Origin of the sequence: Nonlabens tegetincola (assembly GCF_002117085.1) — a bacterium.
Lineage (GTDB): Bacteria > Bacteroidota > Bacteroidia > Flavobacteriales > Flavobacteriaceae > Nonlabens > Nonlabens tegetincola.
This window is the reverse complement of the sequence record NZ_CP019342.1, coordinates 1,571,147-1,593,751: the sequence shown is the minus strand read 5'-3', so window position 1 is coordinate 1,593,751 and position 22,605 is coordinate 1,571,147. Positions and strand designations below refer to the sequence as shown.

Sequence of the window (22,605 nt, the reverse complement as noted above, 5' to 3'; positions counted from 1 at the left end):
ACATCAACAAAGATAATCCTGTTGAATACCTAGATAAATTAATATGTTGTTAATAGACAAAGCCTTTGAGAATTCTCAAAGGCTTTGTTCACTTAAATTCTAAATTCTATTATATCACTGTGATAATGTCGTCCTGATTCAAACGAGATTTAGGTAGTTTGGCATTAAAATCATCTTCAGAACGGTAACCCAATCCAACCATAACAATAGAAGAAAAACCTTTCTCACGCAAACCTAACTCTTCATCTAGAGCTTTCATATCAATACCTTCCATAGGTACAGCATCTATTCCAAGTGCAGCCACACCTAGAAGGAAATTACCAATGTTTAAATAAACTTGTTTTTCCATCCAATGTTGGGCATCTTTTAAGTCATACCTATGAATATTAGTAAATAATTTTTTGGCTCCTAGGTTTTGTTCCTTTAAATCTTCATTTGCAAAACGACCATCTTCATCTTCTTTATCTGTTACTTCGCTTAAATATTGATCGCTAATTTCAGTTTTTGTACAAAACAAGACAACATGTGAAGCTTGAGTCACTTTGGATTCATTAAAGCTAAAAAATCCAGCGGTTCCTTTTGCAAGTCGTTCTTTTCCTTCTTCACTTGACGTTAATACGAAATGCCAAGGTTGAGAATTAATTGATGAAGGGCTCCACTGAAGTAATTCTTTAATTTTCTCTTCATTTTCCTTAGATATTTTTTTAGAAGGGTCAAAAGATTTTGTTGTGTATCTCCACTTTAATGCTTCTATAATGTCTGTATGTTCCATATCAATATTGTACTATAAAAATTATAGTAGCAAAAGTAACTATAGTGTTTTTGGTGAGCAATAACTATCTAAAATGATAGTAATATTTTAACGCTGTAAAAATCATTAACACTAAAATAAAGTATTGTTAATCAGTCATCTATAATTAGTTGTTGTAGAGTATTAATCTTGTGTTAATAGAGTTTATTATATTAATTTTTTAAAATTCTTCTCAAGAAGATTGTCAGAATTTGATGTGGTTTTTCATTCTTATTGTGAAAATAAAAAAATGAAAAACCACATTATGGACTTTAGTTATGTTTAATGGTTTTGTTTATAACGTCTTGCCATTTTTCAATAGATTCAATTTCACCACTAGGCAAATAACTCAAATTGATATCATAAAAATCTAGAAAAGTACTAGGTAGGTTTTTGTCCTTAGGATAGAGTATCATGACGAGCTTATCTATAGTTCCCTTTTTAGAATTATATCGTTTAGTTTCGGCATGACTCATTTCATCAAGGTTAACCACTTCCTGCTCTATGAGGTGCTTTGTATGAAGCTGAAAATACAATTTCATTTTATTCTGGTCTATACCGATATTATAGTTGCCGCAAGACTCGCTATAACCGAGTTGTGCTTGATGTTTCATTAAGAAAGTATCAAATTCCTTCTTTTCTAAATTTTGTTTTCTTTTACGTGAGCTGTACGTGAGTAAAAACGGTATTGCACAAATTGCAACACATACGATGCCTATAAAGGCTATTCCTGTATTCATTATTTTAATTTAAATTGATAGTATGTTTTTTAGTACTGTAAAGGTTACAGCACTTTATCGTAGCTTTAATCTGATTCAGATTAAAAAGCTACTAACTACCAGAAGTAATGAAAAGGAAATATTAGGTCTGATTTTCTATACCTAAATGATAAAGAAAAATGATAATTGGTATATTGTTTTAGTCTTGCCTTTATTTCATTTGAAAATACAAGAGAGCTATGGAATGATGGTGATGTCTTACTTCTAAAACCATTATAGTCGCTGTATTCAGAAAGACTATAAATGCTGCTATCCGAAAGTGTAGCATGGGCAAATAGGTCATTCCCAACAGATTCTATTTTATCTGTGGATATGTTATTTTCTTGAATAGAAACATTTGAAATATTAACTGTATTAATACAGTTAACTATTCCAAATACATAAATGGCAGCAAGTACAATAGGACTTAAAATATGAGTTCTTTTCTCCTTCAAGTTTTAGAAAAATTCAGATGCCAAAAGTAGTTGTATCCCTGAAGTATAAACCTTAAAAAAAATAAAAAAAGCTATTTACGTATACCGATTAGTTTTAATCTATCTAATGCTAAACGCTATCAGGTTTCGTATAAATTTTGGTCTTTTAAAGTTCAAAGCTGTTAAACAGTTTCCTTTATGTCATTGATGAAAAGAGCTAGTTTATCTACAGTAACGTGCTCCATAATTACAATTTTATACCATTTAGGTGATACATGATTGTCTGGTACTAGACCATATTTTTTAACCAATTCTGGATTTAAATAACTGGATCCTATAGTAACGATATTCGACATGGGGTTACGATAGTATTTTATATTAAGTTGCTCTAGCTCCTTACAAATCCATTCAGCTCTTTTTTGAAGTATAAATATTTTTTCCTGCCAACCATAAGGTCCATTTTTTGCCAATATCATCCATACCGCGATGGCATTGGCTCCTGAACGGCTACCTACAAGTGTAAAATCTTGACCTTCCACATAACTTGCTTCTTGGGTGTTTACATACTTCATAAAACCTTTTCTTATCAAGAAAATTCCTGTTCCATAAGGAGACTGTGCCATTTTATGAGCATCAAGTGTAAAGGATGTGATTTCAGGATTTTGAAAGGTAAGTAAGTTGTTTTTTATGGTAAAAGGGTAGTAAAAGCCACCGTAAGCACCATCTACATGGATTTTATATTCACACTTCAGTTTTTTTAAAGAATCTATTATTGTTTCAATATTATCAACTGATCCATACATGGTTGTCATCATGTTTGCAACCACAATAAAGTATTTTATACCCTTATTTTTTGCGCTTGTAAGAGTTTGCTCGACACTTGCTGCTGTAATTTCCCTAGTATGTTCATTTACATCATATTTGTGAATATTGATCGATAATAGATTTGCAGCTTTATCCATGGAATAGTGGCTGTCTTTACTACAAACAATTGCTATCTCATCACGAGATGCATTCATTTGCTGCATGTAATAGTTACGATAAATCCAGATGGCCTGAATATTAGCTTCAGTTCCTCCCGATGCTACGTAACCATCTTGTTCATGTGGTATTCCTTTTAAAATATCTACAGCACAAATTTCAATAAGATCTTTTTCGATTGCATGTGTACCTTCAAAAAAAGATTCAGAATTTCCTAAAGTATGACAACCTATGTGATTGGGATTTTTCACTAGTGCGTACATAAAAGGAGCGTCTTTAAGAAAGGTGGCATCTTGATTAAAAACCTTGTCGTCTAAATAGGAAGCAGGTACCCCTATAACTCCTTCCTTGTCATAATTTATATTTTTATCTAATGCATTGAATACGATCTTCTTAATCTCTTCTTCGGATTTTTTAGTCCAAAATTGTGTCATTATAGCTGTTTAAAAATAGCCCAAAAAGGGCTGTAAAAATTACGACGAAGGTAAGATTTCTTAAAGAAGTGACTTGTAAAAACAATAAGATTATGATTCAGATTTTTACTTTATAACTTTCAATTTAAACTGTTGATCCCGAGTAATGCATTTTAGATTAATGGGATATTTTTTTAAAGTTTCAGGATTCTTAAAAAAGTAATCTTTCTCAATATGAGTGAGGAAAAAATCATATAAATCTTGTTGGGATTCAAATTTTTCCTCTCTTATTTGATTATTGACTTCACTATAGGTAAGAGAGTTGTTTGTCATTGAGATCCCATAGAATTGGTAACTCAGACCAACTTCATCTTCCGTGATTATAGTCAAAATTTTTCTTTCTCTTATGGTAGTAGAGTAGGCGATTAACTCCTCTTGATCATCTCCATCTATTAGAGTTAACTTGTATCTTTTATCAGTACGACGTTCTATTTTTACGGATTCTTTCGGGTTATTTGTTGGGCTCCATAAACCCAATAACTCACTATCAATTGCCTCATTGTTGGGTAAAGAAAATTCAGATTCTAATGTACAACTGGTTACTATTAGAAAGAGTGTTAAACTAAATATAGGAGTTAACTTTTTGGTCATTTTTACGCCTTTTATAATCAGCTTAAAGATATGGATTAATAAGCTTTTTCCAAGGTGATTGTTTGATTTACAGTGGTTTGATTTGATTACGCTTTCGCGAAAGCGTACCTAAAATACATCCTCATTAACAATTACAATCCAAAATGATTGATGGGACCATTGCCTTTTCCCAACACCTTATCCTTACCATTTAAAATTGCCGAATTGATGTATTGGCATGCAAGGTCAACTGATTTCTCCAAGGAATATCCTTTACTTAAAAAAGTAGCAATGCTAGATGATAAACTGCAGCCTGTACCATGAGTGTGACGGGTTTCTACTTTAGGATTTTTGAGCAGAATGGTTTGAGCGGTTTCAAAGTTGTATAAAATATCAACCATTTCATCAGGAGCATGATCCATATGACCGCCTTTTAATAAGACCGAGGTTTGGTATTTTTCAGCTAGTTGTTGAGCTGCTTCTTGTGCATTCTTGGGATTAATTTCTTGTTCTAGTAGTAGTTCTGCTTCCTTAGAATTTGGTGTGATCAAATAGGCTTGTGGCAGTAATGATTTCAAGCTTTGCAGCGCCTCGTTGGTGATTAATCTATCGCCTGAAGTCGCTACCATTACAGGATCTATTACCACATTTACTGCGTGATACTCTTGCAGCTTTTTTGAAATAAGTTTAATCACTTCACAAGAATGTAACATCCCTATTTTTACCGCCTGAAATGTTATGTCGGTAAAAACAGCGTCTAGTTGTTTTTCTATATGATCAATCGGTATTGGGTGAATATCAAAAACGCCTTGCGTATTTTGTGCTGTTGTGGCTGTAATGACACTGGCAGCAAATGCACCACAAGCAGAAATACTCTTTATATCTGCTTGTATACCAGCACAGCCACCACTATCGCTACCGGCAATGGTAAGTACTGTATGGTAAGTGTTTTTTAAATTTCCCATTGTTCCTTTCTATAAGCACTATCCCAAAACATCCACTCTAATTGTGAAGCTTTCAAAAAGGCTTGGTTCATCATTTCGAGTTCTTCTTGATTAGCTGTTTGTGCATACTTGTTTGCAATATTGATTGCTTGTTCTACAGATGCTGCAAACTCCTCACCACCATAGGTGTTAATCCATTCTTGGTAAGGATTATTATCTTTATTAGTTTGGTTCTCAAGAATATAATCGCCTATTTGTTTGTAAATGGTAAAGCATGGTAAAACAGCTGCTATACTTACTGTAATTGATTTTTCATGAGCAATTCTAGACAAATAACTGGTATAAAGCTCACAAGTAGGTGATGCTATTGTGGTAAACGAATCGGCATTTACAAAATGTTGATGAAGAGCATTTTCAACATGTATGATTCCTGTTGCTGCATCTAGAAAAAACTGGGTTTCATTTTCATTACGGCATTTAATTCCGACAAGGGCAAGAACTTTTTTGTATTGCGCTAAATACAAGGCATCTTGATTAATGTAAAACTGAAATACATCTTTAGGTAATGTACCTTGCATAAGTTCTTTTATGAAAGGCTGATTTTGAATCTTAGCAAGAATACTGTCAGTGGATTTATTTATTTGTTGGTACCAATTCGACATAATAATTTTTTAAAATTTTCAGTTGCTTTTTGAGGTTGCTCAGAGGTTGATATAGCGGATACCACAGCAATTCCTTCTGCACCATTTTCTATAAGTACTTCCGTATTTGAATGGTCAATTCCTCCTATACATATAATGGGTTTGTTGCTTATGGACTTTATTCTTGATAAACCTGAAATTCCTAATGGCCTTTCTAAATTTTCTGTTTTAGTTGCCGTGCTAAATACTGGAGAAAGACCTATGTAATCAATCTCTAGGCTATTAGCCTTAAGAGCTTGTTCCTCATTGCTTACTGACCAACCGATAATTTTATCTGATCCTAAAATTTTTCTCGTGATTGCTGGTGGTAAATCCTGTTGACCAATATGAACACCATGGGCGTTGATGCTTAAAGCGATATCAATTCTATCGTTAATTATCAATGGCACATTGTAATAATCACAGATCTCTTTTGTTTTAAGGGCGCGATTATAAAAATCTCTAGTATCCAGCAGCTTTTCCCTAAGTTGCACTATAGTAACACCACCTTTTAAGCTGGATTGTAGCGTGTCAAAAAATAGGGTTTCTTCTGTAATGCGCTCATCAGTCACATACATAAGAGAATAGTCTGCTTTATTCATATTCTATGTGAGTTGAAACAACGCGTCTATAAAATTCATTTGAAAGCTACCAGGTCCATTGGATTTAGACTCAGCTTGCTCACCAGCTTTACTCATAATTTCCATTCCATCTCGAGCACCTTTATGTATGTCTTTGTTAACTGCTACACAAGCGCCTATAATACTGGTTGCGGTACATCCCATTCCTGTTATTTTAGGCATCATCGCACTTCCACCAGTGATTTCTTCAATTTTATCACCAGTTACGACATAATCGGTAGCACCACTAATTACAATTGTATTATTCAGCTTTCGCGAAAGCGTGCTAGCAGCATCCACTGCGTTATTAGAGTCTATCGTGCTATCAACACCTTTTGTATTTGAACTTAATTGTGCCAGTGCCATAATTTCTGATGCATTACCGCGAATTACGTCAGGTTGGTAAGTTTCTGCTAGGTGAAGAGCGGTTTGCGTACGGTAATTTGACGCGCCTACTCCAACTGGATCAAAGACGATAGGGATTCCGTTTGCTTTTGCTTTTTTCATTGCTTGCTCCATGGCAGCTACCCAAGATTTACTAAGAGTTCCCATGTTGATTACTAAAGATGATGAGATCGTGGTTATATCTTCAACTTCTTCTATCGCATGAGCCATCACTGGTGAAGCTCCTATAGCTAGTAAGGCATTTGCAGTGTTATTCATAACCACGTAATTGGTGATATTATGAATAAGCGGCGATTGCGTTTTGATTAAGTCAATGGTTGTATTCATATGCTTTGTTGGGTCATTATTATATTAAAAAAGCCACTTTCACGGTAATGAAAGTGGCTTGTAGGTTTATGGTTATTTACTAGTTACAAGTCTCGTTTTCCTCCGCTGTAATTACACATCTCAGGTTCATAGGGTATAATCTCAGCACAACGGCACCCCTAACGATTGGTGTAAAGTTACTATATAAAAAAGTGTTTGTTATGATTTTAATATTTGTTTTACATCTAGTAGTATCAACTATTCTTAAGTATAGGAATAAAATTATATGCCCAAGAATTGACTTATTGATTGTAAACTCTCATAAATAGGAGAGGAGACTAGGCAATCGGTGCATTTACTGTAGGTCATTAAGCAATCTATAAAATCAGTTAGCATATGAAAAAGTAAACCGATACCAATGATATTGAATGGCTTGCGGAAGAACAGTAACACTACATAAAATGCCATCGCATAAAAAGTATGCAGTGGATGAAAATTTATACTACATCTATTTTCTTGAAATATGGGATTTGCTACTAGATGATCAAGATCTACCAGCATGGTTGCGAGAAGAATTAAATAAGCCCGTTTCCAATTTTTCCTAAAGAATATATAGGCAATGAAAAAAGGAAAACCAAAATGTAAAAATAATGAACTACAAATTGCATGGTGCCGTATAAATCTAGATTTATTATAAAATTGAAATTTACAATTAAAAAAACACCTCGTTAAGAGAGGTGTTTTTTAATCATATTAATAAAAACAAATTCCTTAGGAATTTTGTTTTTCACACCATTTTCTAGCATTTACAAATGCTTCTAACCATGGAGAAACTACATCGTCTTTACGGTCTTTAGGATAGTGCGCCCAATTCCATGGGAATGTAGAACGTTCTAGGTGTGGCATCATTACAAGATGTCTACCATCCTCACTGTTTAACATTGCAGCGTTGTAATCAGATCCATTAGGATTTGCAGGATATCCCGTGTAGGCATAAGTGGCTGGGATCTTGTAATCCTCTTTTTGTTTAGGTAACTGGAACTTACCTTCTCCATGAGCTGCCCAAATTCCTAAGGTTGTACCAGCTAGTGATTCTAACATAATAGAATTATTTGCTGCAATTTCTACGCTAGTAAAGTGACATTCAAATTTGTTACTATCGTTGTGAAGCATTTTTGGTTTGATGTCGTGGTCTGGATTTATTAATCCTAATTCCACGAATAATTGACAACCATTACATACTCCTAAACTCATCGTATCTGGTCGTGCAAAAAAGTTTTTCAATGCCTTGTTTGCCTTGTCGTTATATAAAAATGCACCGGCCCAACCTTTGGCGCTACCTAGAACATCGCTGTTAGAAAAACCTCCAACAGCAGCAATAAATTGCACATCTTCAAGAGTTTCACGACCGCTTATAAGATCAGTCATGTGAACATCTATAACCTCAAAACCAGCAAGGTGCATTGCTCTTGCCATTTCTCGTTCACTGTTACTTCCTTTTTCTCGAATTACAGCTGCTTTTATTTTGTGCTTTGGTAGTTCGGGTAGTTTTCCGTCAAAGGATGCAGGAAATTGATAATTTAAAGGCTGCTGTTCATAATTAGCAGCTCGTTCATCGGCCTTACCGTTAAAGGACTGTTCACGATCTAATAGGTGAGAGGTCTCGTACCATTCTTTGCGATATTCTGCCACGTCAAGAATAAGCTCATTAAGCTCTATAGCAGGCTTGTTTGTTGCTGTACCTATCTTGTAAAAAGGTACTCCGCAATCTTTTAATTCATTATCTATATCTTGGGTGGTTTGTAAGACCACACCAATGTTTTCTGAGAATAAAACCTTTATTAAATCGTCTCCAATGCTTGAAAGGTCAAGTTTCATTCCCACCTTGGTTGATGGAAAACACATCTCTAGTAACGTAGTTACAAGACCACCGCTTCCTATATCGTGACCAGCTAGTACTTTATCAGATTTTATGAGAGCTTGAATTTGTGACCACGCTTTCGCGAAAGCGGAACTATCTACAACTGTCGGACATTCATTACCTATTGCATTACAAACTTGTGCAAAACTAGATCCACCTAATTTGTGAGAATCACCACTTAAATTGATGTAGTAAATAGGAGCATTATCATCTGGCTGTAATACGGGTTCTACAATTCGTGTGATATCATCTACAGCTGCCACGCTACTAATGATTACTGTTCCAGGAGATAAAACATCTTTATCGGCATATTTTTGCTTCATACTCAAGGAGTCCTTTCCTGTAGGTATATTGATACCTAATTCGATAGCAAAGTCACTTACCGCTTTTACTGCTTGATATAGTCTAGCATCCTCACCTGGGTTATTACATGGCCACATCCAGTTTGCACTCAAACTTACACCAGATAGACCTTTCTCAACCGGTGCAAATACTAAATTACTCAAGGCCTCTGCAATAGAATTACGAGATCCAGCGATAGGATCGATAAGTGCACTCACAGGACTGTGACCTATGGTAGTCGCAACACCTTTTTTACCTTGATAATCCATGGCCATCACACCTACGTTATTAAGAGGTAACTGCAATTCACCACAGGTTTGTTGTTTTGCTACGCGACCAGTTACGCAGCGGTCTACTTTATTTGTTAACCAGTCTTTACTTGCAACAGCTTCTAGTTTTAAAACCTTTTTAAGGTAAGAGGTCAATTCATCTTGAATGTACTGTACGTCGGTATATTTTCTGTTAATAGTGACATCATCCATGATGGTCTTTGGACTAGAACCGAACATGTCTTCTAGAGCGAGATCCATCGGGCTGCGTCCGTCTTTTTCACTAAAAATAAATTTGTTGTCACCGGTAACTGTTCCTACTTTATATAAAGGAGCACGCTCACGTTGAGCTATACGTTCTAGTACTGGAGTATCATTAGCTTCCATTACCAATCCCATACGTTCTTGGCTTTCATTACCTATAAGTTCTTTGCGAGAAAGAGTAGGGTCACCTACTGGTAATTTGCCTACATCAATTACTCCACCTGTTTCTTCTACAAGTTCTGATAAGCAATTTAAATGTCCACCAGCACCATGATCGTGAATGGATTTAATGGTATTGTTGTCGCTTTCTACCATTCCTCTAATGGCATTAGCCGCACGTTTTTGCATTTCAGGATTAGATCGTTGAACAGCATTTAATTCAATACCGCTATCCATTGAACCAGTATCAGCGCTACTTACGGCAGCACCACCCATTCCTATACGGTAATTATCACCACCCATAACGATGATATCATCGCCAGCATCGGGTGTTTTTTTAAGAGCTTGATCTTTTTTTCCATATCCTATTCCACCAGCAAGCATGATCACCTTGTCGTAACCTAAATAACGTGGATCGTGGGAAGATTGGTTTTCTTGGTCTACATGTTCGTCATGTTCGAATGTAAGTACAGAGCCTGCTATTAATGGTTGCCCAAATTTGTTTCCAAAATCACTTGCTCCATTACTGGCTTTGATAAGTATGTCCAGTGGAGTTTGATACAACCATTCACGTGCTTCAAAATCGCGTTCCCATGGGCGTTGATCATTTAATCGTGAATAACTGGTCATGTATACAGCTGTTCCTGCAAGAGGCAAAGAACCTTGTCCACCAGCTAGTCTATCACGTATTTCTCCACCGCTTCCTGTAGCAGCACCATTAAATGGTTCTACAGTGGTTGGGAAATTATGGGTTTCTGCTTTTAATGATATTACAGATTCAAAATCCTTATTGATGTATTTGTCAGGTTTATCTGCGCTGGCAGGAGCAAATTGTTCTGCTTGTGGACCTTGAATAAATGCAACGTTATCACTGTAGGCACTAACTATTTCATTAGGGTTTTGTTTACTAGTTTCCTTAATTAATTTAAATAAAGAGGTAGGTTGTTCTTTACCATCGATAATAAAGGTGCCATTGAATATTTTATGACGACAATGCTCAGAGTTTACCTGTGAAAAACCAAATACTTCAGAATCGGTTAACTTTCTCCCTAAACGCTCTGCAAGTTGATTTAAATAATCAATTTCATCATCACTTAAAGCTAATCCTTCTTGCATGTTGTAAGCTGCGATGTCATCAATTTCTAGTACTTGATCAGGAGTAACATTAATATCAAATTGAGATTGATTTAATCCATCAAATTTAACTAGTAACATGCGGTCGTAGTCGGCATCGGGCAGACAGGAGTTAAACTCCTCTATACGCTGTATACCTGGAATTTGCATGTTTTGAGTAATTTCAACAGCATTGGTAGACCATGGTGTAATGGTAGTTGCTCTAGGACCTGTATAGGTTCCTGGAACTGCATCAGCCTCGATTTGAGGAGCATTACCTAGTAGCCAAACTAATTTTTGAAGGTTCTCGTTAGAGAGAGCTTGCTGTGATTGTACAGCATAAATTTTCTTTGTGGGTTCACCGAAAAAAAGGATCATTGCGAGCGTTTTAAAGCTAGTTGCAAAGATAGCTTTTTACTACATAGATTTCATGACTTTATTCTTAGTTAGTTGGCTTTTAATAACGTGTTATTCACAATCAATTCGATTTAGTTTTTTGTGTTTGATTATGGGATTAAATGGTTGTAAGTTAATGTGTTGCTTATGTAGGTCGCTAAGTATGCTTGTAAGAAACCACAGTCGTTGATAGAGATGTGCTATTTTTGGTAATAAATTAGAAATTTTGCCACAGAATTTTTTATCTACACCTATAGAATATTTAAATGGAGTAGGGCCACAACGAGCTAAGTTGTTGCGCACAGAATTAGGTATTGATACTTATGGAGATCTGGCAAATTTGTTTCCCAATCGATATGTAGATAAAACCAAATATTATAAAATCAATCAATTAATTGACGGTAACACACAAGTACAAGTAATTGGTAAAATCATTAGTATCAAAACCGTTCCTACAGGTAAATTAAGCAGACTAGTAGCGACGTTTATAGATGATACTGGTAAAATGGAGTTAGTTTGGTTTAGAGGCCAGAAGTATTTTAAAGATAATTTAAAACTTAATCAGCCTTATGTGGTGTTTGGTAAAGTACAGCGCTATGGCGCAACTTTTAGCATGGCTCATCCTGATATGGAATTGCTTAAAGATCACCAATCGCGTGCTCAACAAGCAATGGCTCCTATCTATCCCAGTACCGAGACTTTGGCCAAAAGAAAAATTACCAACGTATACATGGTAAAGTTGATGAGGTCGCTGTATAGTGAAATACACAACAGCTTCATTGAAACCTTATCTGAAGAGGTACTATCAGGTTATAGCTTAATGGGGAAAAATCAAGCAATGAAAGAAGTGCATTTTCCATCAACGGCAAGGCATTTGCAAGCTGCCCGATACCGGTTGAAGTTTGAGGAGTTGTTCTTTATTCAAATGGAGTTACTTCTTAAAAATAAAGTGCGCAAGTCTAAAATTAAAGGATACCCGTTTCAAGAAGTAGGTGACAATTTTTTAGATTTTTATAATAATCACTTGCCCTTTGAATTAACAGGTGCTCAAAAAAGAGTGGTTAAGGAAATACGAGCCGATATGGGAACAGGCGCCCATATGAATCGCTTGCTTCAAGGTGATGTAGGATCAGGAAAGACTATAGTTGCGGTACTTACTTGCCTTCTTGCCATTGATAATGGATTCCAAGCCTGTATAATGGCTCCTACAGAAATTCTTGCGCAGCAACATTATGCAGGCGTAGTTGAATTATTAGAAAAAACAGACCTGTCAGTCGGCTTACTGACTGGTAGTGTAAAAACTAAAGAGCGTCGCGAACTTCATGAAAGACTAGAAGATGGCTCCTTACATATTTTAATAGGGACACATGCACTTATTGAAGATAAAGTAAGGTATAAAAATCTAGGTGTTGCGATTGTAGATGAACAACATCGATTTGGTGTAGCTCAACGAGCAAAACTGTGGAAGAAAAATGAATTACCACCACATGTCCTGGTAATGACAGCAACTCCTATCCCACGTACCTTGGCTATGAGTGTTTATGGAGATTTAGATGTATCTGTAATTGATGAATTGCCACCAGGACGTAAGGAAATAAAAACCGTACATCGTTACGATAAAAATAGGCTAGGAGTCTTTAAATTCATTAGGGATGAAATTACCAAAGGTAGACAAGTATATGTGGTGTATCCCTTAATTGAGGAATCTGAAAAATTAGACTATAAGGATTTACAAGACGGATATGAAAGTATCGTGAGAGAATTTCCTTTACCAGATTATAAGGTAAGTATTGTCCATGGAAAGATGAAGCCAGAAGATAAAGACTGGGAAATGGATAGGTTTGTCAAAGGAGAAACACAAATTATGGTAGCTACAACCGTTATTGAGGTAGGTGTAAATGTTCCTAATGCAAGTGTAATGGTAATTGAAAGTGCCGAACGTTTTGGGTTGTCGCAATTACATCAATTACGTGGTAGAGTAGGACGAGGTGCCGATCAAAGTTTTTGTATTCTTATGACTGGATTTAAATTAAGCAAGGAAGCTCGCACCAGAATGGAAACTATGGTGCGTACTACCGATGGATTTGAGATTGCTGAAGTAGATCTTAAATTAAGAGGTCCAGGTGATTTAATGGGAACACGACAAAGTGGTATCATGAACTTGAGAATGGCCGATCTAGTGAAGGACCAACAAATTCTTGCTATAGCAAGAGAGGCTGCAAGTAAAGTGTTGAAAGAAGACCCTGCTATTCAATTAGATAAAAATCAACCTATCAAACGAGTAATGGCCTACTTACAAAGTAAAAAAGGCTTTTGGAAATATATAAGTTAACCAACCTAACTACTTTAATGAAAAACCACTACGTTCTTATTCTCACATTCATAATTGTTATTCTCACCGCTTGCAAATCAGATGAAGATAAAATCAATTACATAGTACCCATTCAAGCTGAAAATCTTGCTGTTGATATTGAAGAAGCCCTTAATAATTATGATGCAGATTTTCTTAAGGATAATTTTAATATCAATTCTTTTACTAAAAAAATTAGTTTTAAAAAAATACCAAAACACATTCGAAGTAGTGTAGTTTATTTTCTGCGTCGATTAGTTAGAGATGCATTGGGTTCAATTGCAGAAACGAATAAATTGAATAATCAAAAAACCGAACTGATTGAACTTTATCAGAAAGACAATGCCGTGAGAGCTATTTATAGTATATCGGATAGCACGGGCACAAGCGCCGATAACGTGGTTTTTTATCTTCAACCTAATAATCAAGGGGATTATTACATAGCAAATCATTACCACGTAGCTTCTGGCTATAGTATTTCACAACTTATACAAAGTGCCCTGTCTATGCAAGTAGATGTTCCATTAGGAAAACAGCTTGAGATGATGGATGCCTACCAAACTCTTGCTGAGGCAAGGCATCAATTAAATAGTGGAAATCCAGATGGAGCTTTAGATTTAGTTAGAAAAATAAAAAGCCCTTACAATAATTATGTAATCCTTAGATCAGGTATTATTCAAGTTTTACTATTAATTGATAATAATGAATTGATTTACGAAAAGTTAAACTATGAAATTGAATTTAATCCTAATGAGGTAAGTAAGAAATATTACCTGTATTATTTGTCTCTTTTGAATGATCAAGACCGTGATGATTTAAGCGAGGAACAATTGGATGCTTTGACAGATTACAGTGAGGTTTTGTTTACTCATTAATTCTATTTGAGCACATAACGAGAACAGTAAGCTTTTTAAAACTCAAAGTATCGTTAAAACAGCGGTGTCTTCTTTTTTAATGCATTTATGCGCTGTATTTTCACTACTCAAAGTCATGTCATGAATATTCAAAGTATTAAAACACTGGGTCAATTAAAGGAAGCTGGATGGAAATCAAAATCTATAAAGGATGAGCTGCGTGATAACTTGATTGACAACATTAAAAATGATGTAGTCACTTTTAAAGGAATTCATGGATATGAAAATACTGTGATTCCAGAACTAGAGCGTGCCATCCTATCTAAGCATAATATTAATTTATTAGGTTTAAGAGGACAGGCCAAAACTAGGCTCGCCAGGCTCATGACTCAGCTTTTAGATGAATACATTCCTTTTATAGGTGGTAGTGAAATACATGATGATCCTTTAAATCCGCTTTCGCGAAAAGCGAAACAACTTATAGAAGAACATGGCGATAACACGCCTATCGAATGGTTACATAGAGATGAAAGGTTTTATGAAAAATTAGCCACTCCAGATGTTACTGTTGCCGATTTGATAGGAGATATCGATCCTATAAAAGCAGCTAATCTCAAATTAAGTTATGCAGATGATAGGGTGATTCATTATGGTATGATACCACGAGCAAATCGCTGCATATTTGTAATTAATGAGTTACCTGATTTACAGGCACGCATACAAGTTGCCTTATTTAATATTCTTCAAGAAGGAGATATTCAAATTCGTGGTTTTAAATTAAGGCTACAACTAGATATGCAATTTGTATTTACGGCAAATCCAGAAGACTATACCAATCGTGGTAGTATTGTAACACCTCTTAAAGACCGTATAGGCTCACAAATACTTACTCATTATCCAAAATCTATTGAGATTGCCAAAACCATTACCCAACAAGAAGCTAGTAATGACGATCGTCTAAAAAATCACATTCACGTACCTGAACTTGCCAAAGATTTGTTAGAACAAATAAGTTTTACAGCACGAGAAAGTGAATACGTAGATGAAAAAAGTGGAGTGAGTGCTCGTATGAGTATCACCGCATATGAAAACCTATTAAGTACCGCCGAACGTAGGTCGCTAATGAGTGGCGAAAAAACAACCACTATACGATATAGCGACTTTTTAGGTGTCATACCATCCATCACGGGTAAAATAGAGTTGGTTTATGAAGGAGAACAAGAAGGAGCTGCATTTGTAGCGCAAGAATTAATTGCTCAGGCTACAAAAACACTTTTTCCAATATATTTTCCTGAAATTAAAAAGCTTACCAAAGCTGATGAGCAAACCCCATACGATACTCTTGTGCAATGGTTTTTTGACAATAACGGGATTGAATTACTTGATGAGTTGTCCAATGAGGAATATGAGCATTTGTTGAATGAAGTTACTCCACTAGAAGATTTAATAAACGAGTATCAACCCGATGTAGCCAGCGAGGACAAATTCTTTTTAAAAGAATTTTTACTTTGGTCCTTGGTAGAATTTGATAAACTAAGCAAGCACCGATTTAAGGAAGGATACCAAATTAACGATTTGTACAGCAGTTATTTAAAGGGATTATAATCGTTCTAGTAAACCTTCTAGAATTCCAGTAAATTCATCCCTTTTACGAGCTAGTTTAAGTCCTTGGTCAATTACCAATTTTGCTTCTTTTTTGCGGTTTAAACGTAACAGTAAAAAGGCTTTTGTCTCTAGAGCACTTACCGTTTCTTCTAGTTCAATACTGCGATTTATCATGACGAGAGCAGCTTGTACGTCCTGTAAATGAGACGATTCATTAGTATAGTTCCATGCATTGGCATTAAGTTGCGCCGCATCATACCATACTTTATCAATGCTGTCATAAGATAATTCTTTTGAATGCCCTTCCTTGATAGAAAATTTACTGGGTTTACCGCGATAGGGTAAAGGATCACCGGTTACAGTCATTGCATCATGTCTTTGAATTAACTGGATAAGTCGTGCTCTTTTCAAAGTACCGGTTGTTTGACCTAGTTTTCGTCCGTTTTTAATGAAATAATAAGTAGGTATACTAGTTACCTGCAAAATATCATCGGCGGTGTTATTATCTGTGTCTAGATAGTAAATGTCAACGTCTACTTCCTCTTTAATACTGTTTATTATAGGTTTCATGTATTGACATGGTCCACACCAGGTAGCAGTAAAAAAAAGAATTACCATGCGATCGTTCTCCTGCATTACAGTTTCATCCATAGTTGCATCTGTAACATAGGTTTGAGCTTGTGCCGGCAACATCCAGCACATGGACATTAGGATGGGTAATGCTATGCGGTTGAACATTAAGCTAGTTTTTTAAGTAGACTTTCAATAGCTTCTACTTTTTGATCGCCTGCCACCTTTTGAGCCATTTTAAGTGCTTTTTTGGCCTTTTTTGATTCGCCTAGTTTGTACAGGATATAAGCTTTTGTCACAGTATTCACTACGGAAGGTTCTATCTCTATGCTGCGTTCTGCTAGCATCAGGCCGTAACGCAAGTCTGCTTTATTATTCAGGTTTAGAAATATAGATTCACTAAGCTTATTTAAATTATCTACACTGTTCCACACTTTTTGAGCGGTTTTTACCGTCAATTTCTTATGATCACCAGCAACTATTTCTATTGAACTAGGTACAGGCAGGTAGTCCAGTTTTTCTCCCGTTGCTTCACTATTTTTAAACTTGTTTATTTCTTTCAAAAGGTGACTTTTGGAACGACCACCTATTAATTCACCCATTTTCACACCATTTTTTATAAAATATATAGTTGGCACGCTGTGAATGTTGAGAACATCATTGGTCACGTTGTGATCAATATCCAGATAATATACCGTAATATCCAGATCATTATCCTCATTTAACTCTTTAAAAATAGGTTTCATCATTTTACAAGGACCGCACCATGCCGCGGTAAAGGATACGACTTTAAGTTGCCCATCGCTTTTCATCGCGGTAGTTTCAAACGTGTCATCTGTTATATAATCCTGTGCTTGTATGGTCCCACCTAGTGAAATAAAAAGTAAGAGGAAAAGTATTCTGTTCATTGTTCTTGTTTGTGAGTAAAGCTAACTAATTTTATGCCATAATTATTGTGAGTAGATGGACTGAAAAAGTTCAGTAGTATTTTTGAGAGTACGCTTTCGCGAAAGCGTAATTAAACCAACTATTCACACGGATAAAAGTAAGTTCCTTTTATCACAAAAGTATCAATTTATGACTACACGCCGGGAAAAATTAGAAGCTCTTGATAGATTGCTTACCATAATGGATGAACTGCGAGAAGGCTGTCCATGGGATCGTAAACAAACATTACAATCACTACGTCATTTGACCATTGAAGAAGTCTATGAGCTGGGAGATGCTATTCTAGATGATGATCGAGAAGAAATTCCTAAGGAACTGGGTGATTTATTATTGCACATTGTTTTTTATTCCAAGATAGGTAGTGAGACTGGCGAGTTTGATATTGCTAGTGTTGCTCATGGAATTTGCGACAAGTTGGTTTCTAGGCATCCACATATTTACGGAGATGTAAAAGTGGAAAACGAGGCCGAGGTAAAGGCAAATTGGGAAGCTCTTAAACTTAAAGAAGGTAAAAAGAGTGTGTTAGAAGGTGTTCCTAATTCTTTACCAGCTCTGGTAAAAAGTGCACGTATACAAGAAAAAGTGGCTGGTGTAGGATTTGACTGGGAACGACCAGAACAGGTAAAGGAAAAGTTACAAGAAGAACTGGCAGAGCTAGAAATTGAGGTCCTAGCAGGAGATAAGGATAAGATTGAAGCCGAACTAGGAGACGTGCTATTCTCACTAGTAAATTATGCCAAACATTTAGGTGTAAATCCAGAAAATGCACTAGAGCGAACTAATAAAAAATTCATCAAACGCTTTTCTTATTTGGAGAAAAAAGCAGGTGAAGCTGGTAAACAACTACATGATATGTCCCTGGACGAGATGGATGTCTACTGGAACGAGGCTAAAGAGTTGTAAGTGGGAATAACTAAATGGCATGAATAATTGGTATTAGAAAGGCTAGATTTATTTGACAGGCGTTATAAACGAGTGTCACGAGGAATGCTAGATTTGAACAAGAAACTAAAAGAAGATCTAATGACCAAACTTCACAAATTCAAAATAATGGCTAAGAAAAATTCTTTAAATAAATTTTTCTTATTTACGTTTTTTCTAATAATAATTGCTTGCCACTCAAAAAATAACTCTTCTGATGCTAATTTGGATTTGGGTTATATTATACCAGATAAATTACAATTTAAGTATAATTATGAAAATTTCATTTTATATCGTTCTATTAAGGACAGTTTAATTGAGAAGGAAAAATTAAATTCTGAGAACGTTAAAGCTCAAGTTTTTGTGTTCGTTTACAAGTTTGATGAAAAAGAAATTGTACCGAAATCTAGTGAAAGTTTAGACGAATGAAAAGCTGACATATTTACAAGCAGAAATGACACTATCTACATTAATTATAGATTTGATAAAATCGGAAAACAAAAATTATTAATTGTTGTTTTAGATGAAATTTACTATCGAACTGAAACTGACAAATTAAGAGTAATTGAAAAACGTCATGATCTCTGGTTACCTGTTTATGTCAAATAAATTTGTAGATACATGCTAGTGTTGCATTTATTAACAGTCGCTAGTACTATTCAGCTAGAGCGAGTGTGTTGATTGGTGCAACTCAAGTGAAAAAAAGTCACTACCAAAAAAATCCAATAACGATGATAAAGTCATGCAATCACCTAGATATTTTTAAACTTTATATTTTAACTCTGTTTGTTTTATTCACTTCTTGCAAAGAACCTAATTTGCCTTTAACAGATGAAGAAACTGATTTTTTAGAATTATTCGCAAATAAAAGTTTTGTTTATAAAAATTCATCAAGCCGAAATATACAGATAGATTTTTGTAATTCTATTGACACTACTATTTTCGATAACCGTGGTCTCTTCAATTCGTTTTATGATAAAACTTTAGAGATAAAATCAACTAAAAAAAAACTTCACGTGGCTCTAACTAAATCTACGTTAGGTTCAACAGGATTGAATATATCTTTGTTTCAAAATATTTTAATCATTGATTTCGAGAGGATAAAAAACGAAAACATTTTACACTTAAATGAATTTGAAACAAATAAAGAAAACCCTCTTGATTACATCATGATAGATGAAAGCGAAGGTATAACAGAGTTTAAATTTGCAAAAGATTCAACACCATATAAGCTGGTATCATCAATATCTCTATAACTAAATAATACTCCTGCTAACGTCAAGCAAGCCTACATTATCGAACAATCATATTAAGAAGACTAAAGCAGAGAACATTAATACTCCAGTAACAACAAGACCTAAAACCAAATAAACTAAAAATGGTACTTTTGGTTTTATTAGATTTTGCTTTAAATTATTATATTTTCTTCCTAAAATAATAACGAATAGTCCCCACAATATAAATATGATCGATAAAACGGTTGTTTTCATTCTATTTCTTTTTTTTCATACCATTAATACTTTTCATCTCGCTATCAATTATTCCTAATCATTTGCGATTCTGAGTTGCAAAAACAAATTTAACGTTCACAACAAGACATCACAAAATCATCCATTTTATTTCATATAGGAATACTCTTATATTTTACGACACTTCAGCCATGCTATAAAATAAGAGATAATTAAATTAATTATTTCATTATACTGATTATTGTGTATTAAAGTAAAGTATGATTCTTAAAAGGTTTCCAAAGGAATCAGCTGTAGATCAATAACGTATTCACATTTTGTGACATATTTCCCGTTATTCTTGTATTTTTAAGCTTTCGCGAAAGCGTAAACACGTTCTTTTAAATAAATAGTTGCGTTTCTCCTTATGGGATGCTCCTAAATAACAGACATGGTAGCGTGGATAGTGAGGCGTATCGTTATGGGTTCTAGGGACAGGAGCGTGATGACGAAGTAAAAGGAGAAGGGAATTCGTTTAATTACACTTTTAGAATGCATGACCCTCGATTGGGAAGGTTCTTTGCGGTGGATCCTTTAGAGAAAGCTCTTCACTGGAATAGTCCTTATGCCTTTAGCGAAAATAGAGTTATCGATGCATTTGAACTTGAAGGAGCTGAAAGTGTCTTATTACACGGTACCCTTATGCCTGGAATTCAAGAGCCTTTTGAACTTAAAAATTATTATACACATTTAAAAGGATTAGTATTTGAACACACTGGTCGTCATGATTATATATCTGGTAAATGGAATGGGGCTGGATATGATCCATTGTTAAGATTAATTGCAGGACACAACATTGCTGTTGAGATAATTTAACACAGAAAAGCAAATTCACATTTAAAAGAGCCTATTTTTGTTTTAGGACATAGTCATGGTGGAAATGTAGCAATACATGTGGTCAATTACCTAAATGATTATTATGATAAACACGCTAATAGTACTTATCGACCGAATATTACGCTGGTAACGCTAAATACTCCACATTTAGTTACTGTTGAGTTGGATAAAAGGATAGGCAATGTTCATTTAAATATATTTACAGACGATGATGATTTATCAGGTCCTGGTCAAACCAACGAATATCCACCTTTTCATCAAATCAGTCCATTTATGGAGCAGACTTATGAAACGGCAGATGTCATTATAAATTATGGAAAAGATGAAGATGAAGATTTTGTAGGAACTTGGGATCACAATGGTATAAGCCTAAATAATTACAAAAAGTGGAAACCTTTATTGGATCAAGGGCTTGCAGACTGGAATAAACGCTTAGAAGAGTTCCGTAAAAGGTTAGACGAATTTAAAAAGACTATAAGACAAAAATCATTTAAGCCTGTAGAACAAGATAAAACTAAAGTCAAGAAAAAGGCTCTCCCCAAAAAATCCAATAACGATTATGAAGTCATGCAATCACCTAGATATTTTTAAACTTTATATTTTAACTCTGTTTGTTTTATTCACTTCTTGCAAAGAACCTAATTTGCCTTTAACAGATGATGATGATAATTTTTTTGAGTTGTTTACTAATAATAAAGTTAGATATTTTTTAGATAAAGAAAATGTTATTGAATTTAGTTTTAGGCAAGAAATAGATACTTTAATATTAGATAACAGAGGTATTATAAATTCACATTATTTTAAGAGCTATCTTCTTCATTCGAATAAAAAAGACTTACAGATAAAAATTGTTAAATCTAATGATGGTAGCTCATTCGTCGAAATTATATTATTTAACAACAAAACATTCTTAAACTTAGAAAATCTAGAAAATCAAAGTGAAATTAAGAAAAATCATTTTGAAACACATAATGAAAGACCTCTTGATTACATGATTATCGATAAAAATAAAGGTATAACAGAGTTTAAATTTGAAAAAGACTCTACATCCTATAAACTGATATCATCAAAGGCTTAATAATAAAATCTCTCTGTAATGTATCATAATAGTTGATGTTAAAAAAAATGAGATGTAAAAGATGGTAATAGGGTTAGGACTTATGAATTAAGAATAGAGCCACCTGTTATGGGTGGTTTTTTCATAGAATATCCTGTAAAACGGTTTTAAGCGTTGTTTTGGGCTTCTTTTTAGATAGAAAGGCGTCCACAATATAGAAGATGGTTTTTTGTTCCTCACGACTTAGGGAATCGATTAATGCAACTTGTTCCATGACGGTGGTATCGATAGAATTTATATCTTTTAAAACATCCCTCTTCTTTAGAGCCGATGATATTTTCAGCGATGCAAACTCGTATGATAAAACTCTTGTAGAAAAATTACAGATTTTAGATTCTTTAGATGAGGCTGAAAAAAATCTATCTATACGCTGATAGATTCACTTATTTCTAAAATGAGATTAAAAGACAAACTTTTTAACCTCATACCATCTTAAAACACAAAAAACCACCCATACAAGTAGTTCTATT

Annotated in this window: 23 protein-coding genes and 1 riboswitch; of the genes, 9 read left to right on the top strand and 14 right to left on the bottom strand. The window is 34.7% G+C overall.

Annotated features, from left to right (window positions below; all coding sequences use genetic code 11):
* Positions 1–109: 109 nt before the first annotated feature.
* The 11 genes from nfsB to purL all read right to left on the bottom strand — a co-directional run bounded on the left by nfsB (position 110) and on the right by purL (position 11,407).
* On the bottom strand, positions 110–772 hold the full coding sequence (gene nfsB, locus BST91_RS07585; RefSeq protein WP_085775016.1) for an oxygen-insensitive NAD(P)H nitroreductase: 663 nt from the start codon (positions 770–772) through the stop codon (positions 110–112).
* A 290-nt stretch (positions 773–1,062) separates the two neighbouring features.
* A complete protein-coding gene (locus BST91_RS07580; protein ID WP_085775015.1) occupies positions 1,063–1,530 on the bottom strand; it encodes a hypothetical protein in 468 nt (155 codons plus the stop codon).
* A gap of 95 nt (positions 1,531–1,625) precedes the next feature.
* The gene (locus BST91_RS07575) at positions 1,626–2,003 is read right to left on the bottom strand and encodes a hypothetical protein (RefSeq protein ID WP_085775014.1); all 378 of its coding nucleotides are present in this window, start codon (positions 2,001–2,003) and stop codon (positions 1,626–1,628) included.
* A gap of 161 nt (positions 2,004–2,164) precedes the next feature.
* Complete coding sequence (locus BST91_RS07570) at positions 2,165–3,397, bottom strand: pyridoxal phosphate-dependent decarboxylase family protein (protein WP_042277901.1); 1,233 nt, start codon at positions 3,395–3,397, stop codon at positions 2,165–2,167.
* Between the two features lie 105 nt (positions 3,398–3,502).
* Positions 3,503–4,027: a hypothetical protein gene (locus tag BST91_RS07565; RefSeq protein ID WP_085775013.1), complete on the bottom strand. Its 525-nt coding sequence runs from the start codon at positions 4,025–4,027 to the stop codon at positions 3,503–3,505.
* Between the two features lie 131 nt (positions 4,028–4,158).
* The gene (gene thiD, locus BST91_RS07560; RefSeq protein ID WP_085775012.1) at positions 4,159–4,971 is read right to left on the bottom strand and encodes a bifunctional hydroxymethylpyrimidine kinase/phosphomethylpyrimidine kinase; all 813 of its coding nucleotides are present in this window, start codon (positions 4,969–4,971) and stop codon (positions 4,159–4,161) included.
* Positions 4,959–5,612, bottom strand: coding sequence for a thiaminase II (gene tenA / locus BST91_RS07555; protein ID WP_085775011.1), 654 nt, complete (start codon positions 5,610–5,612; stop codon positions 4,959–4,961). The genes thiD and tenA overlap by 13 nt, the downstream gene beginning before the upstream one ends.
* On the bottom strand, positions 5,588–6,232 hold the full coding sequence (thiE, locus tag BST91_RS07550) for a thiamine phosphate synthase (RefSeq protein WP_085775010.1): 645 nt from the start codon (positions 6,230–6,232) through the stop codon (positions 5,588–5,590). The genes tenA and thiE overlap by 25 nt, the downstream gene beginning before the upstream one ends.
* 3 nt (positions 6,233–6,235) lie before the next feature.
* Positions 6,236–6,982: a hydroxyethylthiazole kinase gene (thiM, locus tag BST91_RS07545; protein ID WP_085775009.1), complete on the bottom strand. Its 747-nt coding sequence runs from the start codon at positions 6,980–6,982 to the stop codon at positions 6,236–6,238.
* Between the two features lie 80 nt (positions 6,983–7,062).
* Positions 7,063–7,152, bottom strand: a riboswitch (TPP riboswitch).
* A 91-nt stretch (positions 7,153–7,243) separates the two neighbouring features.
* Entirely contained in the window at positions 7,244–7,573 is a 330-nt protein-coding gene (locus BST91_RS13295) for a DUF6122 family protein (RefSeq protein WP_244895712.1), read from the bottom strand.
* 159 nt (positions 7,574–7,732) lie between these two features.
* Positions 7,733–11,407, bottom strand: a complete 3,675-nt coding sequence (purL, locus tag BST91_RS07535; protein WP_085775008.1) for a phosphoribosylformylglycinamidine synthase — start codon at positions 11,405–11,407, stop codon at positions 7,733–7,735.
* A gap of 244 nt (positions 11,408–11,651) precedes the next feature.
* On the opposite strand from purL, the gene recG reads away from it, so the two are divergent.
* The 3 genes from recG (at position 11,652) to BST91_RS07520 (ending at position 16,234) form a co-directional block, all read left to right on the top strand.
* Positions 11,652–13,757, top strand: a complete 2,106-nt coding sequence (gene recG, locus BST91_RS07530) for an ATP-dependent DNA helicase RecG (protein ID WP_085775007.1) — start codon at positions 11,652–11,654, stop codon at positions 13,755–13,757.
* Positions 13,758–13,774: 17 nt separating this feature from the next.
* Positions 13,775–14,650, top strand: a complete 876-nt coding sequence (locus BST91_RS07525; RefSeq protein WP_157546923.1) for a hypothetical protein — start codon at positions 13,775–13,777, stop codon at positions 14,648–14,650.
* Positions 14,651–14,770: 120 nt separating this feature from the next.
* Positions 14,771–16,234: a magnesium chelatase gene (locus BST91_RS07520; protein ID WP_085775005.1), complete on the top strand. Its 1,464-nt coding sequence runs from the start codon at positions 14,771–14,773 to the stop codon at positions 16,232–16,234.
* Here the strand turns inward: BST91_RS07520 and BST91_RS07515 are convergent.
* Both BST91_RS07515 and BST91_RS07510 read right to left on the bottom strand, forming a co-directional pair.
* Positions 16,229–16,972, bottom strand: coding sequence for a thioredoxin family protein (locus tag BST91_RS07515; protein WP_244895591.1), 744 nt, complete (start codon positions 16,970–16,972; stop codon positions 16,229–16,231). The genes BST91_RS07520 and BST91_RS07515 overlap by 6 nt on opposite strands.
* Positions 16,972–17,712 (bottom strand): thioredoxin family protein, encoded by a 741-nt coding sequence (locus BST91_RS07510; RefSeq protein ID WP_085775004.1) that lies wholly within the window; start codon positions 17,710–17,712, stop codon positions 16,972–16,974. Before BST91_RS07510 ends, BST91_RS07515 begins: the two co-directional genes overlap by 1 nt.
* A gap of 169 nt (positions 17,713–17,881) precedes the next feature.
* On the opposite strand from BST91_RS07510, the gene mazG reads away from it, so the two are divergent.
* From mazG to BST91_RS07480, 6 genes are all read left to right on the top strand, one after another.
* Positions 17,882–18,655, top strand: a complete 774-nt coding sequence (gene mazG, locus BST91_RS07505; protein ID WP_085775003.1) for a nucleoside triphosphate pyrophosphohydrolase — start codon at positions 17,882–17,884, stop codon at positions 18,653–18,655.
* A gap of 147 nt (positions 18,656–18,802) precedes the next feature.
* The gene (locus tag BST91_RS07500) at positions 18,803–19,102 is read left to right on the top strand and encodes a hypothetical protein (RefSeq protein WP_157546922.1); all 300 of its coding nucleotides are present in this window, start codon (positions 18,803–18,805) and stop codon (positions 19,100–19,102) included.
* Positions 19,103–19,491: 389 nt separating this feature from the next.
* Positions 19,492–19,929 carry a hypothetical protein gene (locus BST91_RS07495; protein ID WP_211280390.1) on the top strand — a complete coding sequence of 146 codons (438 nt, stop codon included), beginning with the start codon at positions 19,492–19,494 and terminating at the stop codon, positions 19,927–19,929.
* Between the two features lie 744 nt (positions 19,930–20,673).
* Positions 20,674–20,997, top strand: a complete 324-nt coding sequence (locus BST91_RS07490; protein ID WP_157546920.1) for a hypothetical protein — start codon at positions 20,674–20,676, stop codon at positions 20,995–20,997.
* A 78-nt stretch (positions 20,998–21,075) separates the two neighbouring features.
* Entirely contained in the window at positions 21,076–21,609 is a 534-nt protein-coding gene (locus tag BST91_RS07485) for a hypothetical protein (protein ID WP_085774999.1), read from the top strand.
* 52 nt (positions 21,610–21,661) lie between these two features.
* Positions 21,662–22,096, top strand: coding sequence for a hypothetical protein (locus BST91_RS07480; RefSeq protein WP_085774998.1), 435 nt, complete (start codon positions 21,662–21,664; stop codon positions 22,094–22,096).
* Positions 22,097–22,217: 121 nt separating this feature from the next.
* Here the strand turns inward: BST91_RS07480 and BST91_RS13400 are convergent, their stop codons facing one another.
* The gene (locus BST91_RS13400; protein WP_262496984.1) at positions 22,218–22,349 is read right to left on the bottom strand and encodes a hypothetical protein; all 132 of its coding nucleotides are present in this window, start codon (positions 22,347–22,349) and stop codon (positions 22,218–22,220) included.
* Positions 22,350–22,605 lie beyond the last annotated feature (256 nt).